12 protein-coding genes, 2 rRNA genes and 3 pseudogenes are annotated in these 22,564 nt (G+C 59.9%); 6 read left to right on the top strand and 11 right to left on the bottom strand.

The genetic code is table 11. The features are described 5' to 3' along the window. Together rrf (VNV36_RS05725) and rrf (VNV36_RS05720) are read left to right on the top strand one after the other, a co-directional pair. Positions 1-95 (top strand): 5S ribosomal RNA (rrf, locus tag VNV36_RS05725); the annotation flags it as partial. Between the two features lie 105 nt (positions 96-200). Then, a 5S ribosomal RNA gene (gene rrf, locus VNV36_RS05720) occupies positions 201-316 on the top strand. 117 nt (positions 317-433) lie between these two features. On the opposite strand, the pseudogene VNV36_RS05715 reads toward rrf (VNV36_RS05720), so the two are convergent. From VNV36_RS05715 to VNV36_RS05700, 4 genes and pseudogenes are all read right to left on the bottom strand, one after another. Continuing rightward, positions 434-587 (bottom strand): annotated as a pseudogene (locus tag VNV36_RS05715) (PepSY-associated TM helix domain-containing protein); the annotation flags it as partial. A 224-nt stretch (positions 588-811) separates the two neighbouring features. Continuing rightward, positions 812-3,316 (bottom strand): TonB-dependent siderophore receptor, encoded by a 2,505-nt coding sequence (locus tag VNV36_RS05710; protein WP_325716912.1) that lies wholly within the window; start codon positions 3,314-3,316, stop codon positions 812-814. A gap of 86 nt (positions 3,317-3,402) precedes the next feature. Further along, a complete protein-coding gene (locus tag VNV36_RS05705) occupies positions 3,403-4,404 on the bottom strand; it encodes a FecR domain-containing protein (RefSeq protein WP_325716911.1) in 1,002 nt (333 codons plus the stop codon). Beyond that, positions 4,404-4,904 (bottom strand): sigma-70 family RNA polymerase sigma factor, encoded by a 501-nt coding sequence (locus VNV36_RS05700; RefSeq protein ID WP_325716910.1) that lies wholly within the window; start codon positions 4,902-4,904, stop codon positions 4,404-4,406. Before VNV36_RS05700 ends, VNV36_RS05705 begins: the two co-directional genes overlap by 1 nt. Positions 4,905-4,984: 80 nt before the next feature. Between VNV36_RS05700 and VNV36_RS25725 the strand changes: the two are divergent. Beyond that, positions 4,985-6,241: pseudogene (locus VNV36_RS25725) on the top strand (HAMP domain-containing protein); the annotation flags it as partial. Positions 6,242-6,310: 69 nt separating this feature from the next. Further along, the gene (locus VNV36_RS25720) at positions 6,311-7,096 is read left to right on the top strand and encodes a methyl-accepting chemotaxis protein (protein WP_414705497.1); all 786 of its coding nucleotides are present in this window, start codon (positions 6,311-6,313) and stop codon (positions 7,094-7,096) included. 126 nt (positions 7,097-7,222) lie between these two features. Here VNV36_RS25720 and VNV36_RS05690 read toward each other — a convergent pair whose 3' ends face one another. The 5 genes from VNV36_RS05690 to VNV36_RS05670 form a co-directional block, all read right to left on the bottom strand. Then, positions 7,223-7,690: an SRPBCC family protein gene (locus VNV36_RS05690; RefSeq protein ID WP_325716908.1), complete on the bottom strand. Its 468-nt coding sequence runs from the start codon at positions 7,688-7,690 to the stop codon at positions 7,223-7,225. 22 nt (positions 7,691-7,712) lie between these two features. Further along, the gene (locus VNV36_RS05685) at positions 7,713-11,105 is read right to left on the bottom strand and encodes a thioester reductase domain-containing protein (protein WP_325716907.1); all 3,393 of its coding nucleotides are present in this window, start codon (positions 11,103-11,105) and stop codon (positions 7,713-7,715) included. 10 nt (positions 11,106-11,115) lie between these two features. Next, positions 11,116-12,045, bottom strand: coding sequence for a diiron oxygenase (locus VNV36_RS05680; protein ID WP_325716906.1), 930 nt, complete (start codon positions 12,043-12,045; stop codon positions 11,116-11,118). Beyond that, entirely contained in the window at positions 12,042-12,818 is a 777-nt protein-coding gene (locus VNV36_RS05675; RefSeq protein ID WP_325716905.1) for a DUF3050 domain-containing protein, read from the bottom strand. The genes VNV36_RS05680 and VNV36_RS05675 overlap by 4 nt, the downstream gene beginning before the upstream one ends. A gap of 699 nt (positions 12,819-13,517) precedes the next feature. Continuing rightward, entirely contained in the window at positions 13,518-14,228 is a 711-nt protein-coding gene (locus VNV36_RS05670) for a GntR family transcriptional regulator (RefSeq protein WP_325716904.1), read from the bottom strand. Between the two features lie 197 nt (positions 14,229-14,425). Here VNV36_RS05670 and lapG point away from each other — a divergent pair, with 197 nt between their 5' ends. After that, positions 14,426-15,118, top strand: a complete 693-nt coding sequence (gene lapG / locus VNV36_RS05665; RefSeq protein ID WP_325716903.1) for a cysteine protease LapG — start codon at positions 14,426-14,428, stop codon at positions 15,116-15,118. Between the two features lie 14 nt (positions 15,119-15,132). Then, positions 15,133-17,079, top strand: coding sequence for a cyclic di-GMP receptor LapD (lapD, locus tag VNV36_RS05660; RefSeq protein ID WP_325716902.1), 1,947 nt, complete (start codon positions 15,133-15,135; stop codon positions 17,077-17,079). Positions 17,080-17,205: 126 nt separating this feature from the next. Here lapD and VNV36_RS05655 read toward each other — a convergent pair whose 3' ends face one another. Both VNV36_RS05655 and VNV36_RS05650 read right to left on the bottom strand, forming a co-directional pair. Next, a complete protein-coding gene (locus VNV36_RS05655; protein WP_042610141.1) occupies positions 17,206-17,544 on the bottom strand; it encodes a hypothetical protein in 339 nt (112 codons plus the stop codon). A 148-nt stretch (positions 17,545-17,692) separates the two neighbouring features. Continuing rightward, positions 17,693-22,564 (bottom strand): annotated as a pseudogene (locus VNV36_RS05650) (LapA family giant adhesin); the annotation flags it as partial.

Here is a 22,564-nt window from a genome sequence, read left to right as displayed (position 1 = left end):
GAACCACCTGATCCCATCCCGAACTCAGCAGTGAAACGATGCATCGCCGATGGTAGTGTGGGGTTTCCCCATGTGAGAGTAGGTCATCGTCAAGATTAAATTCCGAAACCCCAATTGCGAAAGCAGTTGGGGTTTTGTTTTAGTAGAAGTTCCTGTTTTTGCTGGCTTGTTACCGTGTTGACGGGCCAGATAAAGAATTTCTTGACGACCATAGAACATTGGAACCACCTGATCCCATCCCGAACTCAGCAGTGAAACGATGTATCGCCGATGGTAGTGTGGGGTTTCCCCATGTGAGAGTAGGTCATCGTCAAGATTGAATTCCGAAACCCCTGTCTGCTAACGCAGACAGGGGTTTTGTCATTTCAGCCTGTACATAACCACGTCCAGCTGCTCGCGATGCTTTGCTGCTTCGTCTTGCCCGCCATTTGCGTCACCAGATGTAAATGCCAGTCCCGGCCAGCCCCGCAATCAATACACCCAATACCGCAATCATTACCTGTCCCGTCACCCGATCATCCGCCCGACATTATTGGCAATTGCAGCCGATAGAACTGCTCATCCAGCGTGCCCTGCCCAGCGATTTCCGCAACGTCAGCCATAACGCGACCAAACAGTCGATCACCCAGGCGATGGTGGTTGAACGCCATTACACTGCTTGTCAGCCCGGCCAACAGCAAAAACACCGCAGTAACCAAACCAATGTAACGATGCTACAAAACCAGAAGCGCACGCATGTTAAACACCCCGAAGAAACGACAAAGCCAGCCCCTGACACAAGGGCTGGCTTTTTTATGCACAGGACAATGCTTTAGAACTGATAGCTGATGGTCGCCGCTACGTTGCGCTCTTCGCCCATGTAGCAGAAATTCAGACTGGCGCAGGAAGCAACGTAGGATTCGTTAGTCAGGTTGTTCGCGTTGAAGCGTATATCCACACCTTTCAAGCCGACCTTGCCCAGGTCATATCCAATCGACGCGTCGAACAACGTATAAGAGGGCACTTTCATCGTGTTCTCGGCATCGGCCCGGCTGTACCCGACATAGCGCACACCGCCGCCCAAGCGCAGACCATCAAGTGCGGCATTGTCGAATTCGTAGTCAGCCCAGACCGACGCCATGTGTCGCGGCGCCTGAGTCGGTGCGTTGCCCTTGTTCTCGATCACCTCGGTCGGTGTGCTGAAGGTGCTGATCATCGATTTGGAATACTCGATGTCAGTGAAGGTGTAGCTGCCGAGCACTTTCAGATTGTCGGTAAGTTGCATGTGCGCTTCCAGCTCCAGACCTCGCGAACGCACTGCGCCGACCGCCCGATAGAAATTTTCCTGTGGCAGCTTGGTCGCCAGATTTTCCTGATCAATGCGGAACAGCGAAGCGGTGAACAGGTTGTCGGTGCCCGGTGGCTGGTACTTCAAACCGACTTCCCACTGCGTGCCATCGGTGGGGGCCAGGGGATTGCCGGCGCTGTCGGCATAGGAGTTCGGGTTGAATGACTCGGAGTAGCTGATGTAAGGCGCCACACCGTTATCGAACAGGTATAACGCGCCGGCGCGCCCAGTGAGTTTCGTGCGTCGATCATTGATCTGCGTACCAACAGGACGCCCCGCTTCAGCAATGCGGTTTTCATCGGATGTTTCTACCCAGTCCTGACGCAGGCCCAGCGAGAAGCGCCACTTGTCCATCTCGATCAGGTCTTGCAGATATACGCCAGTCTGTTCGAGGCGACGCAAATAACTGGTCTTGCCGTACATCTCGATCGCCGAGTCGCCGTACACCGGATTGAACGCATTGATCGGAGCCAATCCACCGCTGGTCCAGTCGACTGCGGTCTTGCGCCGCTGATAATCCGCGCCCAGCAGCACCGTGTGCTTGGTCGCGCCAGTAAAGAATTCGGCCTGCAGCATGTTATCGACGATAAACGCATGCAGCCGCTCGTCACCACCGGTGTAGTAGCGATTCAATTCATTGCTGGTCGGTGTGGTCCAGCCATAGGCGTAGACCTGATCCATGTTCACTTTGGAATCGAGATAACGGAAATTCTGGCGCGCTGTGAAGACGTCGTTGAAACGATGTTCGAACTGGTAACCGATCGATTGCTGGTCACGCGAATAGCCATCGATCCCCGGCTCGCCCTCGAAAAAGCGCGGCGAGATGCGATTACCATTGCGCTGGTGGATCGTGCCGTTCGCCGGAACACCGCCGTGGTAACCGCCATCGGGATCGTGCTGCAGATAGGCCTGCAGGGTCAGCGAAGTGTCTTCACTGAATTCGATGCTCATCGTCGGCGCGAGGGCGAAGCGTTTTTCCTTGTTGTGATCAAATTGCGTGTCGGACTGATCGCTTAGTCCGGTCAGACGATAAGCAATGCGTTTGTCGTCATCAACCGGGCCGCTGAAATCAAAACCGACACCGCGTTGTCCCTGTGTACCTACGGTGGCTTGCACCTGATGGTAAGCCTCGTACAGCGGCTTTTTGCTCGTCAGGGCGACCAGACCACCGGGCGAGCTGCGGCCGTACAGCACGGACGACGGGCCTTTGAGGATATCCACGCGCTCGAGGAAATACGGGTCAACCTGCATGGTGCTGTAAGTGCCGCTATCGCCCATCGACTTCAGGCCATCGAGGTAGATGTTGTCCACCGAGCCGTCGTTGAAACCGCGCATCGCCACATAGTCGTAACGGTGCGTGGCGCCGTACGGGTTGGTCAGCACGCCCGGGGTGTAGCGCATCGCTTGTGAGACGGTTTGCGAGCCCTGGTCATCCATTTGCTCGCGAGTCACCACAGACACGCTTTGCGAGGTTTCCAGCAATGCGGTGCTGGTTTTGGTGGCGATCTGGCTGTGTGTGGCGTTGTAACCCGCCATGCTGCCCAGTGCGTTGCCGAGGGCGAAACCTTTGATGTCGGTGGTCGGCAACGCCAATGCATCGGTTTCAGCGAGCGGGCGCAAGATGTAACTGCTGCCGTCCCCGCTGACGGCTTCGAGTCCGGAACCGCCAAGCAACTGGCTCAACGCCTGACCCGTCGAATATTCACCCTGTACGCCCGGGGATTGTCGACCCTGGGTTTGCTGCGGTGTCATCGCCAGGGTGATGCCAGCCTGCCGGGCAAACTGGTTCAATGCCTCGCCCAATGGCCCGGCAGCGATGTTGTAGCGATGGCTGACCTCAGCACCGGCAGTGTTGGCGGCCAGACTCAGGCTCGGTAATACGCTGACGCCCAACGCGGTGGACAGCAGCGCTGCCCGAACCGAATGGCGCAGCAGGCCCGTTTCAATATTGAGATTCGGAGAGTTCTTACAGGTGGCGCGGACAGTCATTGTAGGTTTCCGTAAGCAGTCGCGAAGGCTGAGTTGAAGTGCTTACTGACTAAGCCGGACTGGCCGGGAAAACCCGCCAAAAAATTTCAAACCGCGCGCTCAAGCGTTACCCACCAGCGGGTGCGGTAGCGCAGTTGCACCGGCAGCGTCTGCGGCAGAATCGCCAGCAGTCTGTCGGTGTCTTCCAGACGGAACACTCCTGAAAGGCGCAAGTCTGCGATATCCGTCGCGCAATTGAGAAAACCCGGTCGATAACGCGCGACCTCGGCGAGGAAGTCACCCAGCCGCATATTGCGCGTGACAATCAAACCATCGAGCCAGGCGCCCGCGTCCATATCCAGCGTCGGCGCTGCGCGCAGACCGCTTTGATCGACCAGAAAGCTCTGCCCGGCCAGCGCATCGAACGAATGGCCACCAGCGTGAACGACGACCCGGCCGCGGGTAACGCTGAGCCGCGTGCATCGGTCTTCCTGACGCAAAATGAAGCGCGCATCAAACGGCTCATAAATCCCGTCGCGGTTCTGTACCCGCAGCGGTCGAACGGACGGCGCGCCCTCATCGGAGCCAGCGCAGGTAACGATGATCTCGCCGCGGCCCAGTGTGATCAGGCGCTGTTGCGCGGTGTAATGCAGATCCACGGCGCTGGCGGTGTTGAGCTCGATCCGCGTGCCGTCCGGCAACTGGAAACCGCGCCGCTCACCGGTCGCCGTCGCGTAGTCGGCGCGCCACTGCTGCCACGCGGCGGTGTCCTTGACCAGCCACGCGGCGGAGCCGATCAGCAGCGCACCGGACAGCAGTTTCAAAGCCTGGCGTCGGCCCAGACCCTGCGCGCTGTTTTCCAGGGTATGGAACGCAACTTGCGCTCCGGGAACAGCGCACAGATTGTGGCTCAATTCGGCTTGCAGCGACTGCACCCGCTGCCAGGCCAGTTCATGCTCGTAGTGCTCGGCACACCATTGTTCGCATTGGCGATTCAGACGCAAATTGCCGTGATTGTTGCGTAGCCGCAGCAGCCAATGAATGGCTTGTTTAACCACCTGTTGGCACGGCTCGGCGTGACGACCGAGTGAGGCGTTATCCACAGGCATCAGCGCTCGTACCGCAATACATAACAGTGATACAGCGCGTCGGCGACGTAACGTTCCACTGAACGCACCGACACGCCCAATTGTTCAGCGATCTGTTTGTAGGTCAAACCTTCGCACTGCGCCAGGAGAAACGCCTGACGTACTTTCGGCTTCAGTCCTTCAAGCAGGCGCGCAATGCTCTCCAGTAGCTCAAGCACCAACGCTCGGGATTCGGCATTGGGCGCTTCGCTTTCAGGCAAATGAGCGATGGTTTCCAGATAAGCGCGCTCGATTTCTTCGCGACGCCAGTGATCGATCACCAGGCCGCGGGCGATGGTCCGCAGGAAGGCTCGGGGCGCTTTCAGTTCAAGGCGTTCGGTGCGCTGCAGCAGGCGCAGAAAAGTGTCCTGAGCCAGATCGGCAGCGTCCGCCGCGTTGCCCAATCGCGCGCGCAGCCAAGCGTTGAGCCAGCCATGATGACTACCGTAAAGCGCCTGTACGACCAACTCAGGTGAAGACATGACTACGCCAGCCCGAACGCTACAAATGATAATTACTCGCATTGTCATCAAGGGTTACAGAATTTGCAACTGCCGCTCCCATGCCGTTCATAAAAACGTCCCTTCGGCCGCTCTGGCACGCCGTCCGGCGGGAATCCAGCGCAAATCTCATCCAATTCCTGCTCAGCCCTAAGATTTCTCTGTCGCTGGCCGACAGACTGGTGAGACATGCGTGCACCAAAGTAGAGCGGCCAGAAGAACGCTGCCTGCGCTGTACATGGAATGTTGCATCCGGAACGCATCCCCCCTTTTGGCATAAGAAGTCCCATGAAATGAATCTCAAGTTCAGCCATAAAATCCTGCTGGCCGCTTCGGGCGTCGTGGTCCTGGCGTTCGCCTTGTTCACGCTTTACAACGATTATCTGCAGCGAAACACCATTCGCCAGAACCTTCAGTCCTCTGTGCAGCAGGCCGGTGATCTGACCGCCAGCAGCGTGCAGAACTGGATGAGCGGGCGGATTCTGGTGCTGGAGAACCTCGCACAGAACGTTGCCCATCAAGGCAAGAGCGCTGATTTCCCGGGCCTGGTCGATCAGCCAGCCTTTACCTCGAATTTCCAGTTCACTTATGTCGGGCAGGCCAACGGTGTCTTCACCCAACGCCCCGACGCGAAGATGCCGGACGGTTACGATCCGCGTCAGCGCCCCTGGTACAAGCAGGCTGTTGCGGCCGATAAAACCATGCTCACGCCGCCGTACATGGCGGCCGTTGGCGGCCTGGTAGTGACCATCGCCATGCCGGTAAAAAAGGACGGTGAGCTGATTGGTGTGGTCGGCGGAGACCTGAGCCTGGAAACCCTGGTGAAGATCATCAATTCGGTGGACTTCGGTGGCCTCGGCCATGCATTTCTGGTCAGTGCCGACGGTCAGGTGATTGTCAGCCCGGACAAAGACCAGGTGATGAAGAACCTCAAGGACATCTACCCGAACACCAACGTACGCATCGAAAAAGGCAACCAGAACGTGGTGCTCAATGGCCAGGAGCGCATTCTCTCGTTCACTCCGGTCAGCGATCTGCCGAACGCGCAGTGGTACATCGGTCTGTCGATCGATCGCGACAAGGCTTACGCCGCACTCAGCCAGTTCCGCACCTCGGCGTTGATCGCCATGTTCGTCGCGGTAGCGGCGATTGCGTTGCTGCTGAGCCTGTTGATCAACGTGTTGATGCGTCCGTTGACTACCATGGGCCGTGCGATGCAGGACATCGCTCAGGGCGAGGGCGATCTGACCCGGCGTCTGGTGGTCGAGAGCAAAGACGAATTCGGTGAACTGGGCAGCGCGTTCAACCAGTTCGTTGAAAGGATTCACGCTTCGATTTCCGAAGTGTCGTCGGCGACCCGTCATGTTCACGATCTGTCGCAGCGAGTGATGGCTTCGTCCAATGCTTCAATCGTCGGCTCCGATGAACAGAGCGCGCGCACCAACAGTGTCGCGGCGGCCATCAATCAGCTGGGCGCCGCCACCCAGGAAATCGCCCGCAACGCGGCAGATGCGTCGCAGCATGCCAGCGGTGCCAGCGAACAGGCCGATGACGGTCGTCAGGTAGTCGAGCAAACCATTCAGGCGATGAACGAGTTGTCGCAGAAGATCAGCCTGTCGTGCACGCAGATCGAAACCCTGAACGCCAGCACCGACAACATCGGCCATATTCTGGATGTGATCAAAGGCATCTCCCAGCAGACCAACCTGCTGGCGCTGAACGCCGCTATCGAAGCAGCGCGCGCCGGTGAAGCCGGACGCGGTTTTGCCGTGGTCGCAGACGAGGTGCGCAACCTCGCCCATCGCACCCAGGAGTCGGCGGAAGAGATCCACAAGATGATCACCTCGCTGCAAGTCGGTTCGCGTGAAGCGGTGAGCACGATGAACGCCAGCCAGGCGTCCAGCGAGCAGAGCGTGGAAGTGGCGAATCAGGCCGGTTTGCGTCTGGTCAGCGTGACCCGGCGCATCGGCGAAATCGATGGCATGAACCAGTCGGTTGCAGCCGCAACCGAAGAGCAGACTGCCGTGGTGGAAACCCTCAACGTCGACGTCAACCAGATCAACCTGTTGAACCAGCAGAGCGTGGCCAACCTCAATGAAACGTTGAAGGATTGTGATGCGTTGGCGCAGCAGGCCAATCGCTTGAAGCAGTTGGTCGACAGTTTCAAGATCTGATTTTTCACATTGAAGATCGCGTTATCGTTCTTCGCGAGCAGGCTCGCTCCCACAGGGAAATGCATTCCAGATGTGGGAGCGAGCCTGCTCGCGAAAGCGGCGGTACGTCACCGCCAAACCGAAGCCCTAAACAAACAGCTTCAAGACATTGCCCATCGCATCATCGGCAAACCCTTGCACAAAATCCTTGAACCCCGGCAGCGCTTCCTCTCCTCCCGAGGCCGGCTCGGCAATGATCGTCCAAGTCGCCCGGGATTTGCCTTCGCCCAGGGAGTCCACATTCATCGCCGCCCACAGATTCGCCACCCCCAGCGTGTTGTAGATCGTCGTCCAGGTCATGCTCCGCGCGAGCTCGTCGCGAGCGTTGAGTTGCTCGACCACCAGGTTGCCATCCTTGAAGCATTTCTTGCGAAGTGACGACACGCCCTCGCCGATTGTTTCGATGTGCGACAGCGCCGGAATGAAGCGGTCGAAACCGCCGAAGTTGCCGACCACCGCCCAGACTTGTGCCGCGTCTGCCGGCACTTCCACCGACGACACAACGTGGCAGCCTTGCGGATTTTTGATCAGGGTGTCGGGTTGCAGATTGCTCATGGTGTTGCTCCTTGTTGATGAGTCAGATGAAGTTGATTTCTTTCAGGTAGTCGCAGCCACGGCGCAGCAGCGCAGGAGATTTTTGCGGGTAGTGCGCGCCCATCTGCTGCACGCCGGCCTCGGCGTTGGCGTGGCCGATCAGGGATATGTCGCCGATGTCTTCCTCGAAGCCGTTGAGGTAGAAGCCGAGCACGCCGAACAGCGCGTTGTCGGCGTCGACCCGGTTCAGTTGCTGCTGCCAGTCGGCGACGCTGACCAGCGAGAACTCGCTGCCGCTTTCGCGAAAGGATGCGACGTAGGCATCCCAGCTCAGCGGCTCGGGGTTGTGCAGGTTGAACACCGCGCGTTCCGGGGAATAACGGCTGGCATGAAAGGCGATGAAGCGGGCAAGAAAGTCCACTGGCATCAGGTCGAAATTCAGCGCGAAGGCGGGCACTTGGCCGAGCTGGATCGAGCCTTTGAGCATCAGCATCAAACGGTTTTTATGTGGCTGGCAGACGCCGCTCAGACTGTTGAAACTGATATTGCCGGGGCGATACAGATTGACCCGCACGCCACGTTCGCGCGCCCGTTCGAGGATGCGTTCGCCGACCCACTTCGACAGGTTGTAGCCGTTGCGAATGTAGATCGGCGGCGTCGCTGCGGCGGGCAGCTCAAGCACCCGACCGGCATCGTCCACAGTGCTGGAGGCGGACAGCGTCGAGACAAAATTGAAGACCTTTTTGCTCTGCCCTTCGCAGAGCTTGAGCAGGGCGAAAACCGGCTCGACGTTGTCCGCTGCCAGTGACTCGTAATCGAGCACATGGTTGACGTTGGCGGCGTTGTGCACCAGCGCGCCGAATTCGCGATCCAGACGCTGATAATCTTCATCGCCCAGGCCCAATTGCGGGCGACTGATATCGGCTGCGTAAACCCGCACACGGCTGAGATCCAGATGTTCCAGACGGTTTTCCCGCAGTGCCTGGGTGAAGCGTTGCGCCGCCGTTGTGTCGGCGCTGTCGCGTACCAGGCAGGCCACCTCGCTGGCGCCCCATCCGAGCAGCGCCTCGACGATGTGCACGCCGACGAAACTGTTGGCACCGGTGACGATGACCTTGTGCACATCGCCCATGCGGCTGATCGGCAACGGTTCGATGTCCAGCGCGCGTTCGGCGTCGGCCATGGCTTGAGCGCTGAGTACGGCACTGTCATCGGTACCGCGCACCAGCGTCGCCAGTTTGCTGATCGTCGGCAGTTCGATGAAGCGATTGATCGATATGCTCCGACCAAATTCCTCACGCAGGCGCAGCAGCATCCGCGACAGCAGGATCGAATGGCCGCCGAGATTGAAGAAGCTTTCGTCGGTGGAAATGTCGCTGGTCGGCAGTTCCAGCAACTCGGCCCAGATCTCCAGCAGCAGCGCTTCGTCGGCATTCGCCGGCAGGCATTTCGCCGCGCCGTCCTGCACCGTCACTGGCAACGCCAACAGCGCGTTACGATCGACTTTGCCGTTGCTGGCGGACGGCATGTGCGGCAGTTCCGTCCATGCCACGGGTTGCATGTAGTCGGGCAGAAACTGCCGGGCGTGGACCTTCAGCTCGTCCCGGGCACTTGCTGTCTGTGGCTGGGCCAGAAACGCCAGAATCCGCCGCTGACTGTCGATGACCACGGCGATCTGCCGGTACATGCGACTTTCGCGCAGGCAACGCTCGATCTCCTCCGGTTCGACCCGAAAGCCGCGGATTTTCACCTGGTTGTCGCGTCGCCCGCACAGCTCGATGCCGTGCTCGCCCCACTTGGCCATGTCACCGCTGCGATAGGCGCGCAGGGACTCGCCGCCGGGCAATGACAAGGTCAGATAGCGCTCGGCGGTCTGCTGCGGGTTGTTCAGATAACCGAGGCAGACGCCGGGGCCGACTATGAACAATTCGCCGACGGTGTGCTCGGGCACCGGTTGCAGATCGTCGTCGAGAATCAGCACTCGACTGTTGGCGATTGGTGTACCCAGCGTGCGGTTGCTGTCGCCCGGCTTGAGCTGGCGGGCGGTGATCAGCACGGTGGCTTCGGTCGGCCCGTAGAGGTTGTGCAGGGTGCCTTGCCGGGTCAATTGCTCGATGACGAAAGGCTCGCAGACGTCGCCGCCGGTCATTACTTGCACACCTTCCAGTGGTTCCAGCGGCAGGATGCTTAACAGTGCCGGTGGCAGAAACCCATGAGTCAGTTGCCGACGCCGAATCAGCGCGACCAGTTGCAGCGGGTCACGGCGTTGGGTGTCGTCGGGCACCACCAGTTCGGCACCGACCAGCAGGCTGGGGAAGATGTCGATCAGCGATGAATCGAAGCTCAGCGACGAGAACTGCAAGACCCGGCTCTCGGCGCGCAGTTGCACGTAGTCGGCGTACCAAGCGGTGAAGTGGGCGAGATTGGCCTGGCTGAGCAGCACGCCTTTCGGATGCCCGGTGGTGCCCGAGGTGTAGAGCGCCATGCACGGTGCAGTGAGTTCGGGGCGATGCTGCATCAGCGCTTGGCTGTCATCGGCGTCCATCGCATTGATGCCACTGACATCCAGTCCCGGCATCGACTCACTGAGCGCCTGCTGTCCATCGTGGAGCAACAGCAGCGCGCCGGCGTTTTTCACGATGTATTGCTGACGCTGCAGCGGATGGCCTGGCTCCAGCGGCAAATACACCGCACCGCAGCCCAGAATCGCCAGAATCGAGGCGAACAGTGCCGGGCTTTTCCCTTGGCAGACACCCACTACCCACGGCTGCGAATGTTGCTTGAGCAATGGCAGCAGGCGCTGTTGAATCGCCCGGCCATGAGCGTGCAACTGGTGGTAGCTGATGGACTGTCCGCCGAGGTGCAGCGCAGGTCGTTCGGCATGCTCGATCAGACTCCTTTGCAGGCGCTCGATCAGCGGAACCTGCGCCTGTTGCAGCAGCGCTGTATTGGTCGTGTCGTTGAGCCGATGGACATAGGCCAGCTTGTCGAGAAACAGCAGATCCTCCAGCCGCTCGAAATCCGGCGAAGTCAGCGCAGCGGCATGGCGAAAATAATCGGCGTCGCGGGAAAAGCGGCTCACCAGCAACGCCACCTCGTCCACCACATGGGCGAGCGCGCGTTGGCGCAGGGCCTGGCCGTTGCCGGACGGCTCGTCGCCGATCGGTACACGGCTGATCAGCGACGAACCGAGAAAACACAGCAGATCGAGCGTCGGCAAGCCGCCGTGGTGTTGCGCGGCGACACCCAGACGCAGGTGCAGATGCGGTATGGAGCAAAAGTCACCGGCAGCGATAAAGCCATCGTCGATGATCAGATCCATCGTTGCCTGTGTTGCGCCGCTACGGGTCAATGCATGACCGTGTTGTTCGAGTTCCAGCGCCAGATCGGTCATGGCCTGGCTGGCGCCGGTCAGCAAAATGTCGAGACGTTTCATGTCGGCCTCCTCAAATCAGGTAGTCGCGCAGGGCGTGCTGCACGCATGGCGTGTCGAGCAACGAGCTGCTGTGGAAAAACTTGACGATGTTGCCCACCAGCGGGTGGTGTCGGTTGATCGGGAAGGCCAGCCCGGCGATTTCCTCGCGCAATGAGCGCCGCGTCGACTCGCTGACCGGCAGCGCTTCGATCAGGCGCAGGTCGAAGGTTTTCTGGATGTCGTTGGTCAGGTAATGGCCGATGAACACCGGCAGGATCTGCGCGATGGTTTCGCGATCTGCGGCGCTTGCGGTGTGCCAATAAATGCGCACCATCCGCGCCCAGAAACTCGAGTGACGGCCTTCGTCGAGCAAGTGATCGGCCATCAGGCCCTTGATCGACGGTTTGACCGAATCATCACGGGCAAATGCTGCGACATCACCGGTCACGGTGTTTTCGGCGATCGCCACGCAGATCAATTCCACCGCGCTGCGCAAATGCTCCGGGGCGAGCGCAACAGCGGCGGGAATCGCCCGGCTCAGTTCGATTTCATCGGGCAACCGAATCGGTTCGATACCGGTCAGCGCCACGGTTTGCTGCATGAAATCCATGGCCACCAGCGCGTGGTAATCCTCGTCGACCACCACGGTCATGGCGTCGTACCGACAGGCGAACGGAAACGCCACGGCGAAACGATTCTTGGCGATGCTGCGTGCAGTCTTGTCGACGATTTCGGTCTCGAAAATCACGACGTCATTGATGAATTTGTACAGCGTCTGCACGAGGGCAAAGTCGCGTTGCTGCGGACATTCGCGCAGAAAGGTTTCGCTGAGCACCAGTGGCTGGCGACTCAGTGGATAGATCAGGCGCGCATCGTCCTCCAGCACGCGCCGGGGACGCGTGCGGATGGTGGCGCGGCTTTCCCAGGCCTCGGCGAAGGATTGATAGTCGGCGGCGTTCATTGGGCCACCTCGGCAACTTTTTCACCCATGCTCAGGCGCAGCCCGTCCCACAAGGCAATGCGGCTTTCCACGGCGGCGATGGCGCTGGCATAGACCTCGGCTTCGCGCTGCGGATCGCCATCGACCAGCCGCTCCAGCAACTGCTCGGCGGCGGGGCCGTGGTCTTCGGAGTCGACTTCGATATGCCTTTGCAGGTAATAACGGAAGGTCGGCGCCTGCTCGATACCAATGCCCCAGTCATCGAGAATGCGCTGAAACATGGTCGGAATGACGCTCTCGCGACCGTGCAGGAACGCAGCCGCGACGCTATGCCCCGGCGCTTCCAACGCGATGCGCAAGGTGTCGCGTACAAACTGCGCCGCCGCCGGGTCGACCTCGACACTCTGCAGCGCCACGTCGTAGCTGACACCCTCCTGCTGCAGCGCGACAAAGCGCTCCACCGCCGCGGTGCTCGCGCCGATCTCGCGCATCGCATCCAGGTACAACTCGAAGTGGCTGTAGTGGCCGGCATCCAGGCGATCGTCCGACTCCTCGCCCAGCACGATTTCATTGATCAACCGCGCTGCGCGAGGATCGCGCGGCGGCAGCCAGGGCAAGCGAGTGCAAGTCAATTCCTGTTGCAGACGCTTGGTCAGCGACATGAAGTCCCATACGGCAAATACATGGGTTTCCATGAAACGACGTAATACCGATAAAGAAGTAATCTCGGAAAAGATCGGGTGAATACTCAGTTCGGCTTTCTTCAGGGCGAGTTGCTGCTTAGTGGGCATCATGATGTCCTTTATCATTGATATGAAATGCACAGTTCTTTTCAGTTGCTGTAAGCGGTCTGGCCAATTGGATATCAAGTGGCGGTCTGAGCCTTATTTGTCTTATGGCCCGTTGCGATGCCACGCTTACTGCATCCGATGTGTGCGGAACGCCGCGTTGAAACGAGAAGTTCAAACTCGACGAGAGAAAGCTAATACAGGGCAAAAGTATTTAACAAGTTTATTTTCAATTATTTTAAGTTTGCTGTTTTTCGAATATGTAAGTTGCCGATAAAACTTTCGGATCAAGTTTTATTTGGGCGTAGTTGCTCCTTTCGGCTAATAGTGGCCAAAATTGGGTAACAAGAGTGAATGCCTCACTCGCAGCAACTTTCAACTAAGGAAATTTATTCAATTCAAAGGGGCGAAAGTTGGCCGGAACCGGCGCCATGACTTCCTGTTTCCCGTGACAAGACTCCTTCCGTAGGTTCCTGTTGCGGGGACTGTGCCGTCAGGGCGGCGCGTCCCCGTTCTGTAGGGTTGGCGCTGGAAGAGTGCGGGTAAATTGCCGTTACGGCTATTACCGATTCGTCATTGGCAAGGAGCAAAAATGCGTCGGGAGGCCGAGAGGGCAGGCAGCGGACACGCCGAAGTGCCGCCAGAGCTGGCAGCAGAGCGTTCGGAGAGATTTGTAAGTGGATTATTCTTGGCGGCGAAGGGTTTTCACTGCGAGGTTTGGCGCTTTTGCGCGGCGGGGCTCGCCAGATACTGAGTAATCACCTCGACGCCCCGATTGAGATGCTGCTCCAGCAGTTCCAGCGAACGCGGGATATCGCGTTCGATGACGGCCTGCAGCATGGCGCGGTGGTCGTCCTGGGACAGCTTGCCCAGGCCCATCGCCTCCAGGTTGAAACGCAGGAAACGTTCCTCTTCATTCAGACCGTCCTCGACCAGGCGTAGCAGCCGCTGATTGGGTGCCTTACCGTACACGGTCATGTGGAACAGGCGATTGAGACGGCCGATTTCGTTGTAGTCGTGTTGGGCTTCGAGTTCGTCGATGTACCCGGCGGCGCGCTGGTGATCGGCGTCAGTCAACAGAGGGATCGACTGTCGCAACGCTTCGGACTCGAGCAGGATGCGCAATTCATAGGTTTCGGTGGCATCGCCTTGGATCAGCGGCGCTACCTCGGCGCCTTTATGCGTGGTGACGCTGAGCAGTTCCTGCGCTTCGAGCTGGCGCAAGGCTTCGCGCACCGGCATGCGACTGACCCCGAACAGATCGGCCAGATCCTGCTGGCGCAGCGCGGTGCCACACGGCAGGCGACCATCGAGGATCGCTGAGCGCAAGGTTTCTTCAATGACGGAGCGGGCCAGATGCGCAGGGATCGGTCCTTCGACTTTAATGCTGTGCAGCGGTTTGGGCTTCTGAGTCACGACAACACACCCTGTAGGTCGCAATATTTGGATCCAAATGACACTAGTGATTGCTCTACAGGTTGTCAAACCTTGTAAAACATCGCGCTGCAATCTCAAGTCTAGCGGGTGCTCGGATGATCTCACGGTGCCATTGTTTTTTCGCGGGCTAAGCTTCACCATCAAACGCTTCCTCGCTGCCTTTCTGGAAACCTGCTGTGGCGGTACGTTTCGCGATCCCTCGGACCTTGCGCTGGCCTGGCTGCGCATTGCTGCTGGCCGGCGTCATGCTGGGCGGTCTGCACGCCGATTGGGATTTTTCCGCGATCAGCCGCAAGGCCACGGCCATCTACGGGCCGCTGGGCGCCGGGCAGCAGCGGATCGATGCCTGGCAGAATCTGCTGGCCACACAGAAGCAGGCCAGTGAAATGGACAAACTCAAGGTAGTGAACCTTTTCTTCAACAAGCAGGTGCGCTACGTCGAGGACATCGATCTATGGCGCGAGGTCGATTACTGGGAAACTCCGATCGAAGCGCTGTGGAAGGGCGCCGGCGATTGCGAGGACTATGCCATCGCCAAGTATTTCAGCCTGCGCCATCTCGGAGTTTCCAGTGACAAGCTGCGTATCACCTACGTCAAGGCGCTGCGGCAGAACCGCGCGCATATGGTGTTGACGTACTATGCGACCCCCGATGCCATGCCGTTGGTCCTCGACAGCCTGATCGATCCGATCCAGCCGGCGTCGCAGCGGACCGATTTGCTGCCGGTCTATTCTTTCAATGCCGAAGGCCTGTATTTGCCGGGCGCCAAGGGCAATAAAAAGGTCGGCGACACCAAACGCCTGTCGCGCTGGCAGGATGTGCTGAAAAAAATGCAGGCCGAAGGTTTTCCGGTCGAGACGACTAACTAGGAGCACGCGCTCAGATGTCTTTGTTCAAACAGCTGTTGATCGCTATCTGTCTGTTCCTGGTCGTGGCCTTCACCGGCAGCTTCATGGTCAGCCTGGAAAGCTCGCGCACCCAGTACGTCAACCAGCTGCGCTCTCACGCGCAGGACGCGGCGACGGCATTGGCATTGTCGCTGACGCCGAACATCGACGACCCGGCAATGGTGGAGTTGCTGGTCAGTTCGATTTTCGACAGCGGCTATTACGCGAGCATCCGCGTGGTCGATGTAAAGACCGACCAGACCATCGTCGAGCGTACGGGTATCCCAGCGGTAAGTAACGTGCCGGACTGGTTCGTCAAACTGATCGGCCTGGAACCGGCCGGTGGCGATGCGCTGGTCAGCCGGGGCTGGGAGCAGGCGGCACGGGTTGAGGTGGTCAGCCATCCGATGTTCGCCGTGGCCAAGCTGTGGCAGAGCGCATTGGGCAGCCTTGGCTGGCTGCTGCTCTGCGGGGCATTGAGCGCGGTACTCGGCGCACTGTTGCTGCGTCGGCAGTTGAAACCGCTTGATTACATGGTTCAGCAGTCCCACGCCATTGCCCGCCGCGAATTCCTCAGCCTGCCGGATCTGCCCCGTACGCCTGAGTTGCGCCGGGTGGTGCAGGCGATGAATCAGATGGTCGAGAAGCTCAAGACGCTGTTCCAGGAACAGGCCGAACGCAGCGAAAAACTCCGCGCCGAGTCGTATCAGGACAACCTCACAGGCCTGGCCAACCGCCGCTATTTCGAAATGCAACTGAACAACCGCGTAAGCAACCCGGAGCAGGCCAGCTCCGGTTATCTGCTGCTGTTGCGGGTCAAGGATCTGGCCGGTCTCAACCAGCGTCTCGGCGGACAGCGTACCGACCAGTTGCTCAAGGCGGTCGGTGAGCAGCTGTCCCGCGAGTGCGCCAGATACCCGCAAACCCAGGATCTGGTGACACGTATTCGCGGCGGTGAGTTCGCCGTACTGGCGCCGGGGCTGGTACGGGAGGAAGCGTTGCAGCTGGCACAGAACCTCGACAATGCCCTGAGCAGCCTGCACGCCACCGGCGCGACGGATGTGCCGGCGGTGGCCTCGATCGGGTTGGCGCCGTTCGCCCATGGCGACTCGCCGCAAGCGGTGCTGACGCTGGGCGATCAGGCGTTGGCGCAGGCCGAGGGGCAAGGCGAGCAGAACTGGGCGTGCATCGATCAGAGTCTGGTGGCAGACGTCGGCGACGATCATCACGCCTGGCATCGACTGCTCGACCAGGCCTTGAGTCAGCAGCGCTTCGAGCTGTACTTCCAGCCGGTGGTCGCGGCGCAGGACACGCAACTGGTGCTGCATTACAAGGTGCTGTCACGCTTGCTCGACGAGCAAGGGCAGACCATTCCCGCTGGACGCTTCCTGCCCTGGCTGGAGCGTTTCGGCTGGACCGCGCGGCTCGATCGACTGATGCTCGAGCGTGTGCTGGAACAGATGAAGGAACACGAGGATTCGCTGGCGCTGAACCTGTCCTCGGCAACGCTGGCCGATCCGCAGGCATTGAACAGGGTCTTCGAGATTCTGCGCGCGCATTCAAACCTTGGCGCACGTTTGACTCTGGAAATCGGTGAGGAGCAACTGCCCGAGCAAGCGGTGCTCGAACAGTTGACCCGGCGCCTGCGTGAGCTGGGCTTCTCGCTGAGCCTGCAGCGCTTCGGCGGACGCTTCAGCATGATCGGCAACCTGGCGCGGTTAGGCCTGGCGTACTTGAAGATCGATGGCAGCTACATTCGCGCGATCGATCAGGAGAGTGACAAGCGCTTGTTCATCGAGGCGATCCAGCGGGCGGCGCACAGCATCGATCTGCCGCTGATTGCCGAGCGGGTCGAGACTGAAGGGGAATTGTCGGTGATTCGCGAGATGGGCTTGTATGGAGTGCAGGGGCAGTTGCTCGGTGAGCCGAAGCCCTGGAAGTAAACCCTGGAGCGGTGGTCTCAGTGATGCCGTCTTCGCGAGCAGGCTCGCTCCCACATTTGAAATGCATTCCAATGTGGGAGCGAGCCTGCTCGCGAAAGGGCCAGTCCAGTCGGTGAAGATCCAGGATCAGATCAACCCGCCCTCATCCTCATCGATCAACTGGCTCAACCCTCCCAACGCCTCACGCGCCTGAGTACGGTCCATCAGTTTGGCCTGGGCAGCGGCCGGCAGGTCGGTAACGCGGATCACGCCTTTCTGGGTCAGCACCTGAATCAGGTCGTCGAGCACCCGAATCATTTCAAAGTCGCTCTGCTTGAGCTGTCTGAGGCTGTTTTCCACGGCTTCGTTGGCGTACCACGCCTGGATTTCATGGTTGTCGGCGGGCAGCGTTTCCGTGGCCTCGGCGTACGCCGCAGCTTCCACGCGAATCAACTGGCCTTGCGCATCGCGTTGCACGTAAAACATTGAGCATCCCTCACAAATGAACAGCATCATGCTGTCAGCAGCATAGCCAACTGCGCGCCAGTATGCGGGGCGCCGATGAAATCGTCACCGCTGCATTGCCCGCCAACGCGACGGCCGCCCCATCAGAGGCGGCCGTTTTGTTTCAGCGTCAGCTGTTGTTGTGATCGACCTTGATAGTCGGGTCGCTGCCGGCAATCAGATTGTGCAGGTTGGCGCTCGCCCAGTTGTTGCCTTCCAGTTTGATCGTCACGTCCGGCGTTGCCGCAGCGGCATCGCCCGAGTTGAATTTGCCTGCCGAGCTGACTTGCAGCGACGACGTGCCATCGACCGTGGTGATTTTCAGGAAGTTGTCGATCGTGCTGCCGGTCTCGCCCTGCAACAGGTCGCGCAGGTCGATGCGGTCGCCTTCGCTGGCCTTGAAATCCTTGATCACGTCGTTACCGGTGTCGCCCGACTTCCAGACGAAGGTGTCGCCACCGGAACCGCCGATGAGGATGTCGTTGCCCTGACCGCCAATCAGCGTGTCGTTGCCGGTGCCGCCGAGCAGGATGTCATTGCCTTTGCCGCCATCGAGCAGGTCGTTGCCGCCCGAGCCGAACAGGATGTCATTGCCCGCGCCGCCCAGCAGCGTGTCGTTACCATCGTGCGCACCGGACACATCGAACGCCTGATAGTGCTCGGTGATGTACTGGTGCACGTTGCTGGTGCTGACCTTGCTGACGTCGACCCCGGTTTCCTTGGCCACGAAGGCCTGCATCGCCTGGTAACCCTCGCCGGCAATGCCGTTGAAGCTCACCAGATCGCCGAACAGGATGTCATTGCCGTCGCCGCCATTGACCGTGTCGCTGCCCGGCAACGTTGCTTCAGTGTGGCCGATGATCGAGTTCGCCAGGTCTTTCGGGTCAATGTTGGTCTGCGGCGTTTTATCCGAATCGTACGGTTTCAGGTCGTCCAGGGTGACGCCGCTGTTCAGACCGATGGCTTCGACGTTCGACAGGCCACTGAGCAGAGCAAAGCCGCTGTTCGAGTTGCTAGTCGTGGCCGTGTTGGTGCTGTTGCCGGTACCCGCCAGGTTCGACAGTTCATAGGTACCGTCACCCTGCGCGTGGATGGTGCCGAGATTACTGCTGCTCCAGCTCCCCCACCACGAGTTGTAAGTCTGCAGGGTTACAGTGCCGGCGCTGTTGATGGTCAACGCGTGGGTACTGTCGATGTAGGTACTGAAGGTATCGCCCGGCTTGTAATTGCTGGTTTTCACCACATCGTCGAGCTTCACGTTGCCGTACAGCGTCGGGTTGGTCTGCTCGCCGCTCTGGTAGTAGGTCGGCTGGCCGTCGGTGATGAAGTACGTCAGGTTCTTCGCCCCGGTGTTGGCCACAGCGTCGGCACTCTGGAACCAGTTGGCCGTGGTCTTGAACACGTCCTCGTAGTTGGTGCCGCCGCCGGAGCCCATCGAGTCCAGCACCGCTTTGAGCAAGGCCAGCGCTTTCGGGTCGTTGAGGTTCACCGACACCGACTTGTTGACCTGGGTATCGAAGTCCACCAGGAAGATGTTGACCGTGCCCGAGTTGCTGCCGCCCAGGCTTTGCTTGAGGCTGTTGAACACCGAGGTCAGCGAGTCTTTCGCGGCGTTGAGCGATGCAGCGCTCATGCTGCCCGAGCTGTCGACCATGAACGCGATGTTGTAGTTGGTGCCTGGCACTACGGTCAGTCCGCCGATGTCAGCGACAACAATGTCGTTGCCGTCGGTGCCGGTGACAGTGTCGTCACCCGAGGTCGCGACCACGGCGTTGTACACCGCCGGCACCACGGTGACCGGAATGGTCGCGGTGCTGCTCGCCGAGCCGCCGACCTGTTCGGTGGATGTCGACGTCACGGTCAGATTGAACTGGCCGTTGTAGTAGGTAGGCGGGGTCACGGTAAGGGAGCCGAGATTCCAGCCGGTAACGTTGGCCTCGCCGTTACTCGCGGTGACGGTGAAACTGTGGCCTGCGCCGTCGCTGAGCACCGAACCGACCGGGGCGCCGCTGATCTTCACGCTCAGGGTTTCCGAGCCATCGGTATCGGTCAGCGCGGTGCTGATCGCCGACAGTTTCACCGTGGTGCCTTCGGCGCCGGTGTTGAGTTTGTAGCCGTCGTAATAACCTTCGCCGTTAGCGCCGTGCAGATCGGACACGGTGACGCCCGAGTTGATCAGATCCTGCACACCGGTGTAGATCGGCACGCCGGCATTGCTCAGGTCGATCGGCGTGCTGCCGTTGACCGACAGATTGACGTCGTAGCTACCCGGGCCGCTCTGGTTGTGGTGGTAGATATCCAGGGTGTAATAGCCGCTGGTCGTTGGGGTGAACGAACCGTTGATCGCGCCACCCGCGCCCCAGGTGCCGGAGGCTACGTTTTTGCCGCCGATGGTGATCAACAGGCTGTCATCGGCCACGCCGCTGAAGGTGTAGGTCTTGCCGGCTTCCAGATAGATCAGGCCAGAGGTCTTCGATGCCGTACCGGCGGCGACGCTGCCGTCAGACTGCACGTTGGTGACGTTGCCGCTGGAGTTCGGTTTGCCGGCCGCATCGATGACATTTTTCAAGGTAGTCGAATCGGCGCCATTGCCGCTGGTGCCCAGGCCCGACAGGCCAGTCCAGACTTCCTTGATCAGCCCTGTGGATTTCACGCTGTTGTCGGCCACGCTCACGGTCGGCGCATCCGCCACTGGCGTGATGTCGATCTTGATCGTGCCGGTGTTGCCCAGCGCCTGGCCGTCGGTAGGCTGGAACTTGATCTGTGCGTAATCCGCCTGATTGTTGCCCAGACCGGTGCCGCCGTACCCGTTGGTCCCCGACTCGTTGGCGTCCGGCAGGAAACGCAGCTTGCCGGCGTCAATGTCGGCCTTGCTGAAGGTCTGATTGTTGGCGACGTCTTTCCAGGTCGAGCCATCCAGATACTGCAGTTTGCCTTCACCCGGCAGTTGAGTGATTTTGATGCCGAGGCTGCTCGCCGGGCTGTCGACATCGCTGACGCCGAAGGTCGACCAGCCGAGTACCAGCGGCGTGTCTTCGGTGCCGGTGACATTGCTCGGCGCGGCGACCGGTGCATCATTGACCGCCACCACGTTGACCGTGGTGGTCGCAGTGTTGGAGTAGTTGCCGCCATCGGTCACCGTCACGGTGATGGTGCGCGGTACGGTGCTCGGGTTTTCGCTGCCGTTGGTGAAACTGATGTTCTTGATGGCCTGCATGTAGTCGGCCAGCGTCGCGTTACCCGACAGGGTCAGGGTCACCGTGCCGTTGGTGCTGTTGGCATTGATGGTGATGCCGTTGACGCTGTTGCCCAGATTCAGCGCATCGCCGTCCTGACGGTTGGTCAGCACCACGGTGGCGCCGGTCAGCATCGTGCTGTCCGGGTCGGTGATGCTGATGTCGGTATCGGCAATCGACACACCGGCGCCCGGGGTGTTTTCGGTGAACGTCACCTTGTAGTCGGCACCGGTGGCGCCACTGGAATTGTTGCCATCCAGATCGAGTACGGGCGGCGCATCGTTGTCGATGATGGAGGTGCTGACGCTGCCGTTGGTGCTGCTGACCGCGAGGTTCTCGAAGTTGCCGCCGGTGGCCGAATCGATCTTGACCACGAAGTTCTCGGTGCCTTCGGTGATCTTGTCATCGAGGGTGGCGACGTTGAACTGCGCGCTGCTGGCGCCCGCCGGGATCTTCACGGTGTACACGCCGGTGAAGTCAGAACCGTCGGCGGCGGTGCCGCTGTAGACGATTTTCAGCGTCACTTCGGTTTGCGCCGGATGATTCAGGCTGACGGTGTAGCTGGCGGTCTGGCCCTCGGTCACCGAGCTGCTGCCGCTGATGCTGACGGTGGTGGTGTCGACGGTGTCGGTGACGCTGGTCACCGCCGGCGTGGTGCTTGGTACGAGGTTTTCGAAGTTGCCACCGGTGGCGCTGGTGATCGTCGCCTGTACCGAGCCGGCGTCCTTGTAGACGTCGTCGGCCGGTGCTGGAACGTTCACGGTGCCGGTGGTTTTACCGGCGTCGATAGTGATCACCGCGCCATTGCTCAGGGTCACGGTCACAGGCGTGCCGGCTGGGTTGCTCAGCGTCGCCGTGTAGGTGATCTGACCACCTTCAGCCACGGAGTTTGTCGCAGACAGCGACAGGTTGGTGGTGTCGACAGTGTCGGTCACGGTGGTGCTGACCGGGGTCTTGTCGGCGACGAGGTTCTCGAAATTGCCGCCGCTGACGTTGCTGATCGCATTGGTCAGTGGCGCGTGGCCCGCCAGTACGTCATTCGGTGCAACAGCGGTGACGCTTCCGGTAGTTTTGCCGATGTCGATGGTGATCTGCTGACCGTTGGCCAGGGTCACTACCACAGGCGAACCGGTAACTGGGGCGCCTACCGTTGCGGTGTAGACAACGTTGCCGCCCTCTGCCGCTGTACCGGTCGCCGTCAGTTTCACAGTGGTTGTGTCGATCGTGTCTGTAACGCTGGTAACGGCAGGAGCGCTGCTGGTCACCAGGTTTTCGAAATTGCCGCCGGTAGCTTTGCTGATGGTGGCTTGTACGGTGCCGGCATCCTTATAGACGTCATCGGATGGAGCAGGAACGGTCACAGTGCCGCTGGTTTTACCAGCGTCGATAGTGATCACAGCACCGTTCGACAAGGTTACGGTCACTGGTGAGCCAGCGGCGTTGGTCAGTGTTGCGGTGTAGACAATCGAACCACCCTCGGCAACCGAATTGGTGGCGCTCAAGGACAGGTTTGTGGTGTCGACAGTGTCAGTCACGGTGGTGCTGACCGGGGTCTTGTCGGCGACGAGGTTCTCGAAGTTGCCGCCGCTGACATTGGTGATTGCATTGGTGATCGGCGCGTGGCCGGTCAACGCATCGTTTGGCGCAGCTGTGGTTACGGTGCCGGAGGTCTGGCCGACCGCAATGGTGATGTTCTGACCGTTCGCCAAGGTGACCACTACAGGCGAACCAGTGACTGGCGCGCCGACAGTCGCGGTGTAGGTGAC

Origin of the sequence: Pseudomonas sp., from assembly GCF_035554175.1 — a bacterium.
Taxonomy (GTDB): domain Bacteria; phylum Pseudomonadota; class Gammaproteobacteria; order Pseudomonadales; family Pseudomonadaceae; genus Aquipseudomonas.
This window is presented reverse-complemented; position numbering and strand designations above follow the sequence as displayed.

Coding starts and splice junctions, on each gene's coding strand:
- VNV36_RS05710 (WP_325716912.1), bottom strand. CDS start 3,316: ATGACTGTCCGCGCCACCTGTAAGAACTCTCCGAATCTCAATATTGAA.
- VNV36_RS05705 (WP_325716911.1), bottom strand. CDS start 4,404: ATGCCTGTGGATAACGCCTCACTCGGTCGTCACGCCGAGCCGTGCCAA.
- VNV36_RS05700 (WP_325716910.1), bottom strand. CDS start 4,904: ATGTCTTCACCTGAGTTGGTCGTACAGGCGCTTTACGGTAGTCATCAT.
- VNV36_RS25720 (WP_414705497.1), top strand. CDS start 6,311: ATGGCTTCGTCCAATGCTTCAATCGTCGGCTCCGATGAACAGAGCGCG.
- VNV36_RS05690 (WP_325716908.1), bottom strand. CDS start 7,690: ATGAGCAATCTGCAACCCGACACCCTGATCAAAAATCCGCAAGGCTGC.
- VNV36_RS05685 (WP_325716907.1), bottom strand. CDS start 11,105: ATGAAACGTCTCGACATTTTGCTGACCGGCGCCAGCCAGGCCATGACC.
- VNV36_RS05680 (WP_325716906.1), bottom strand. CDS start 12,045: ATGAACGCCGCCGACTATCAATCCTTCGCCGAGGCCTGGGAAAGCCGC.
- VNV36_RS05675 (WP_325716905.1), bottom strand. CDS start 12,818: ATGATGCCCACTAAGCAGCAACTCGCCCTGAAGAAAGCCGAACTGAGT.
- lapD (WP_325716902.1), top strand. CDS start 15,133: ATGTCTTTGTTCAAACAGCTGTTGATCGCTATCTGTCTGTTCCTGGTC.
- VNV36_RS05655 (WP_042610141.1), bottom strand. CDS start 17,544: ATGTTTTACGTGCAACGCGATGCGCAAGGCCAGTTGATTCGCGTGGAA.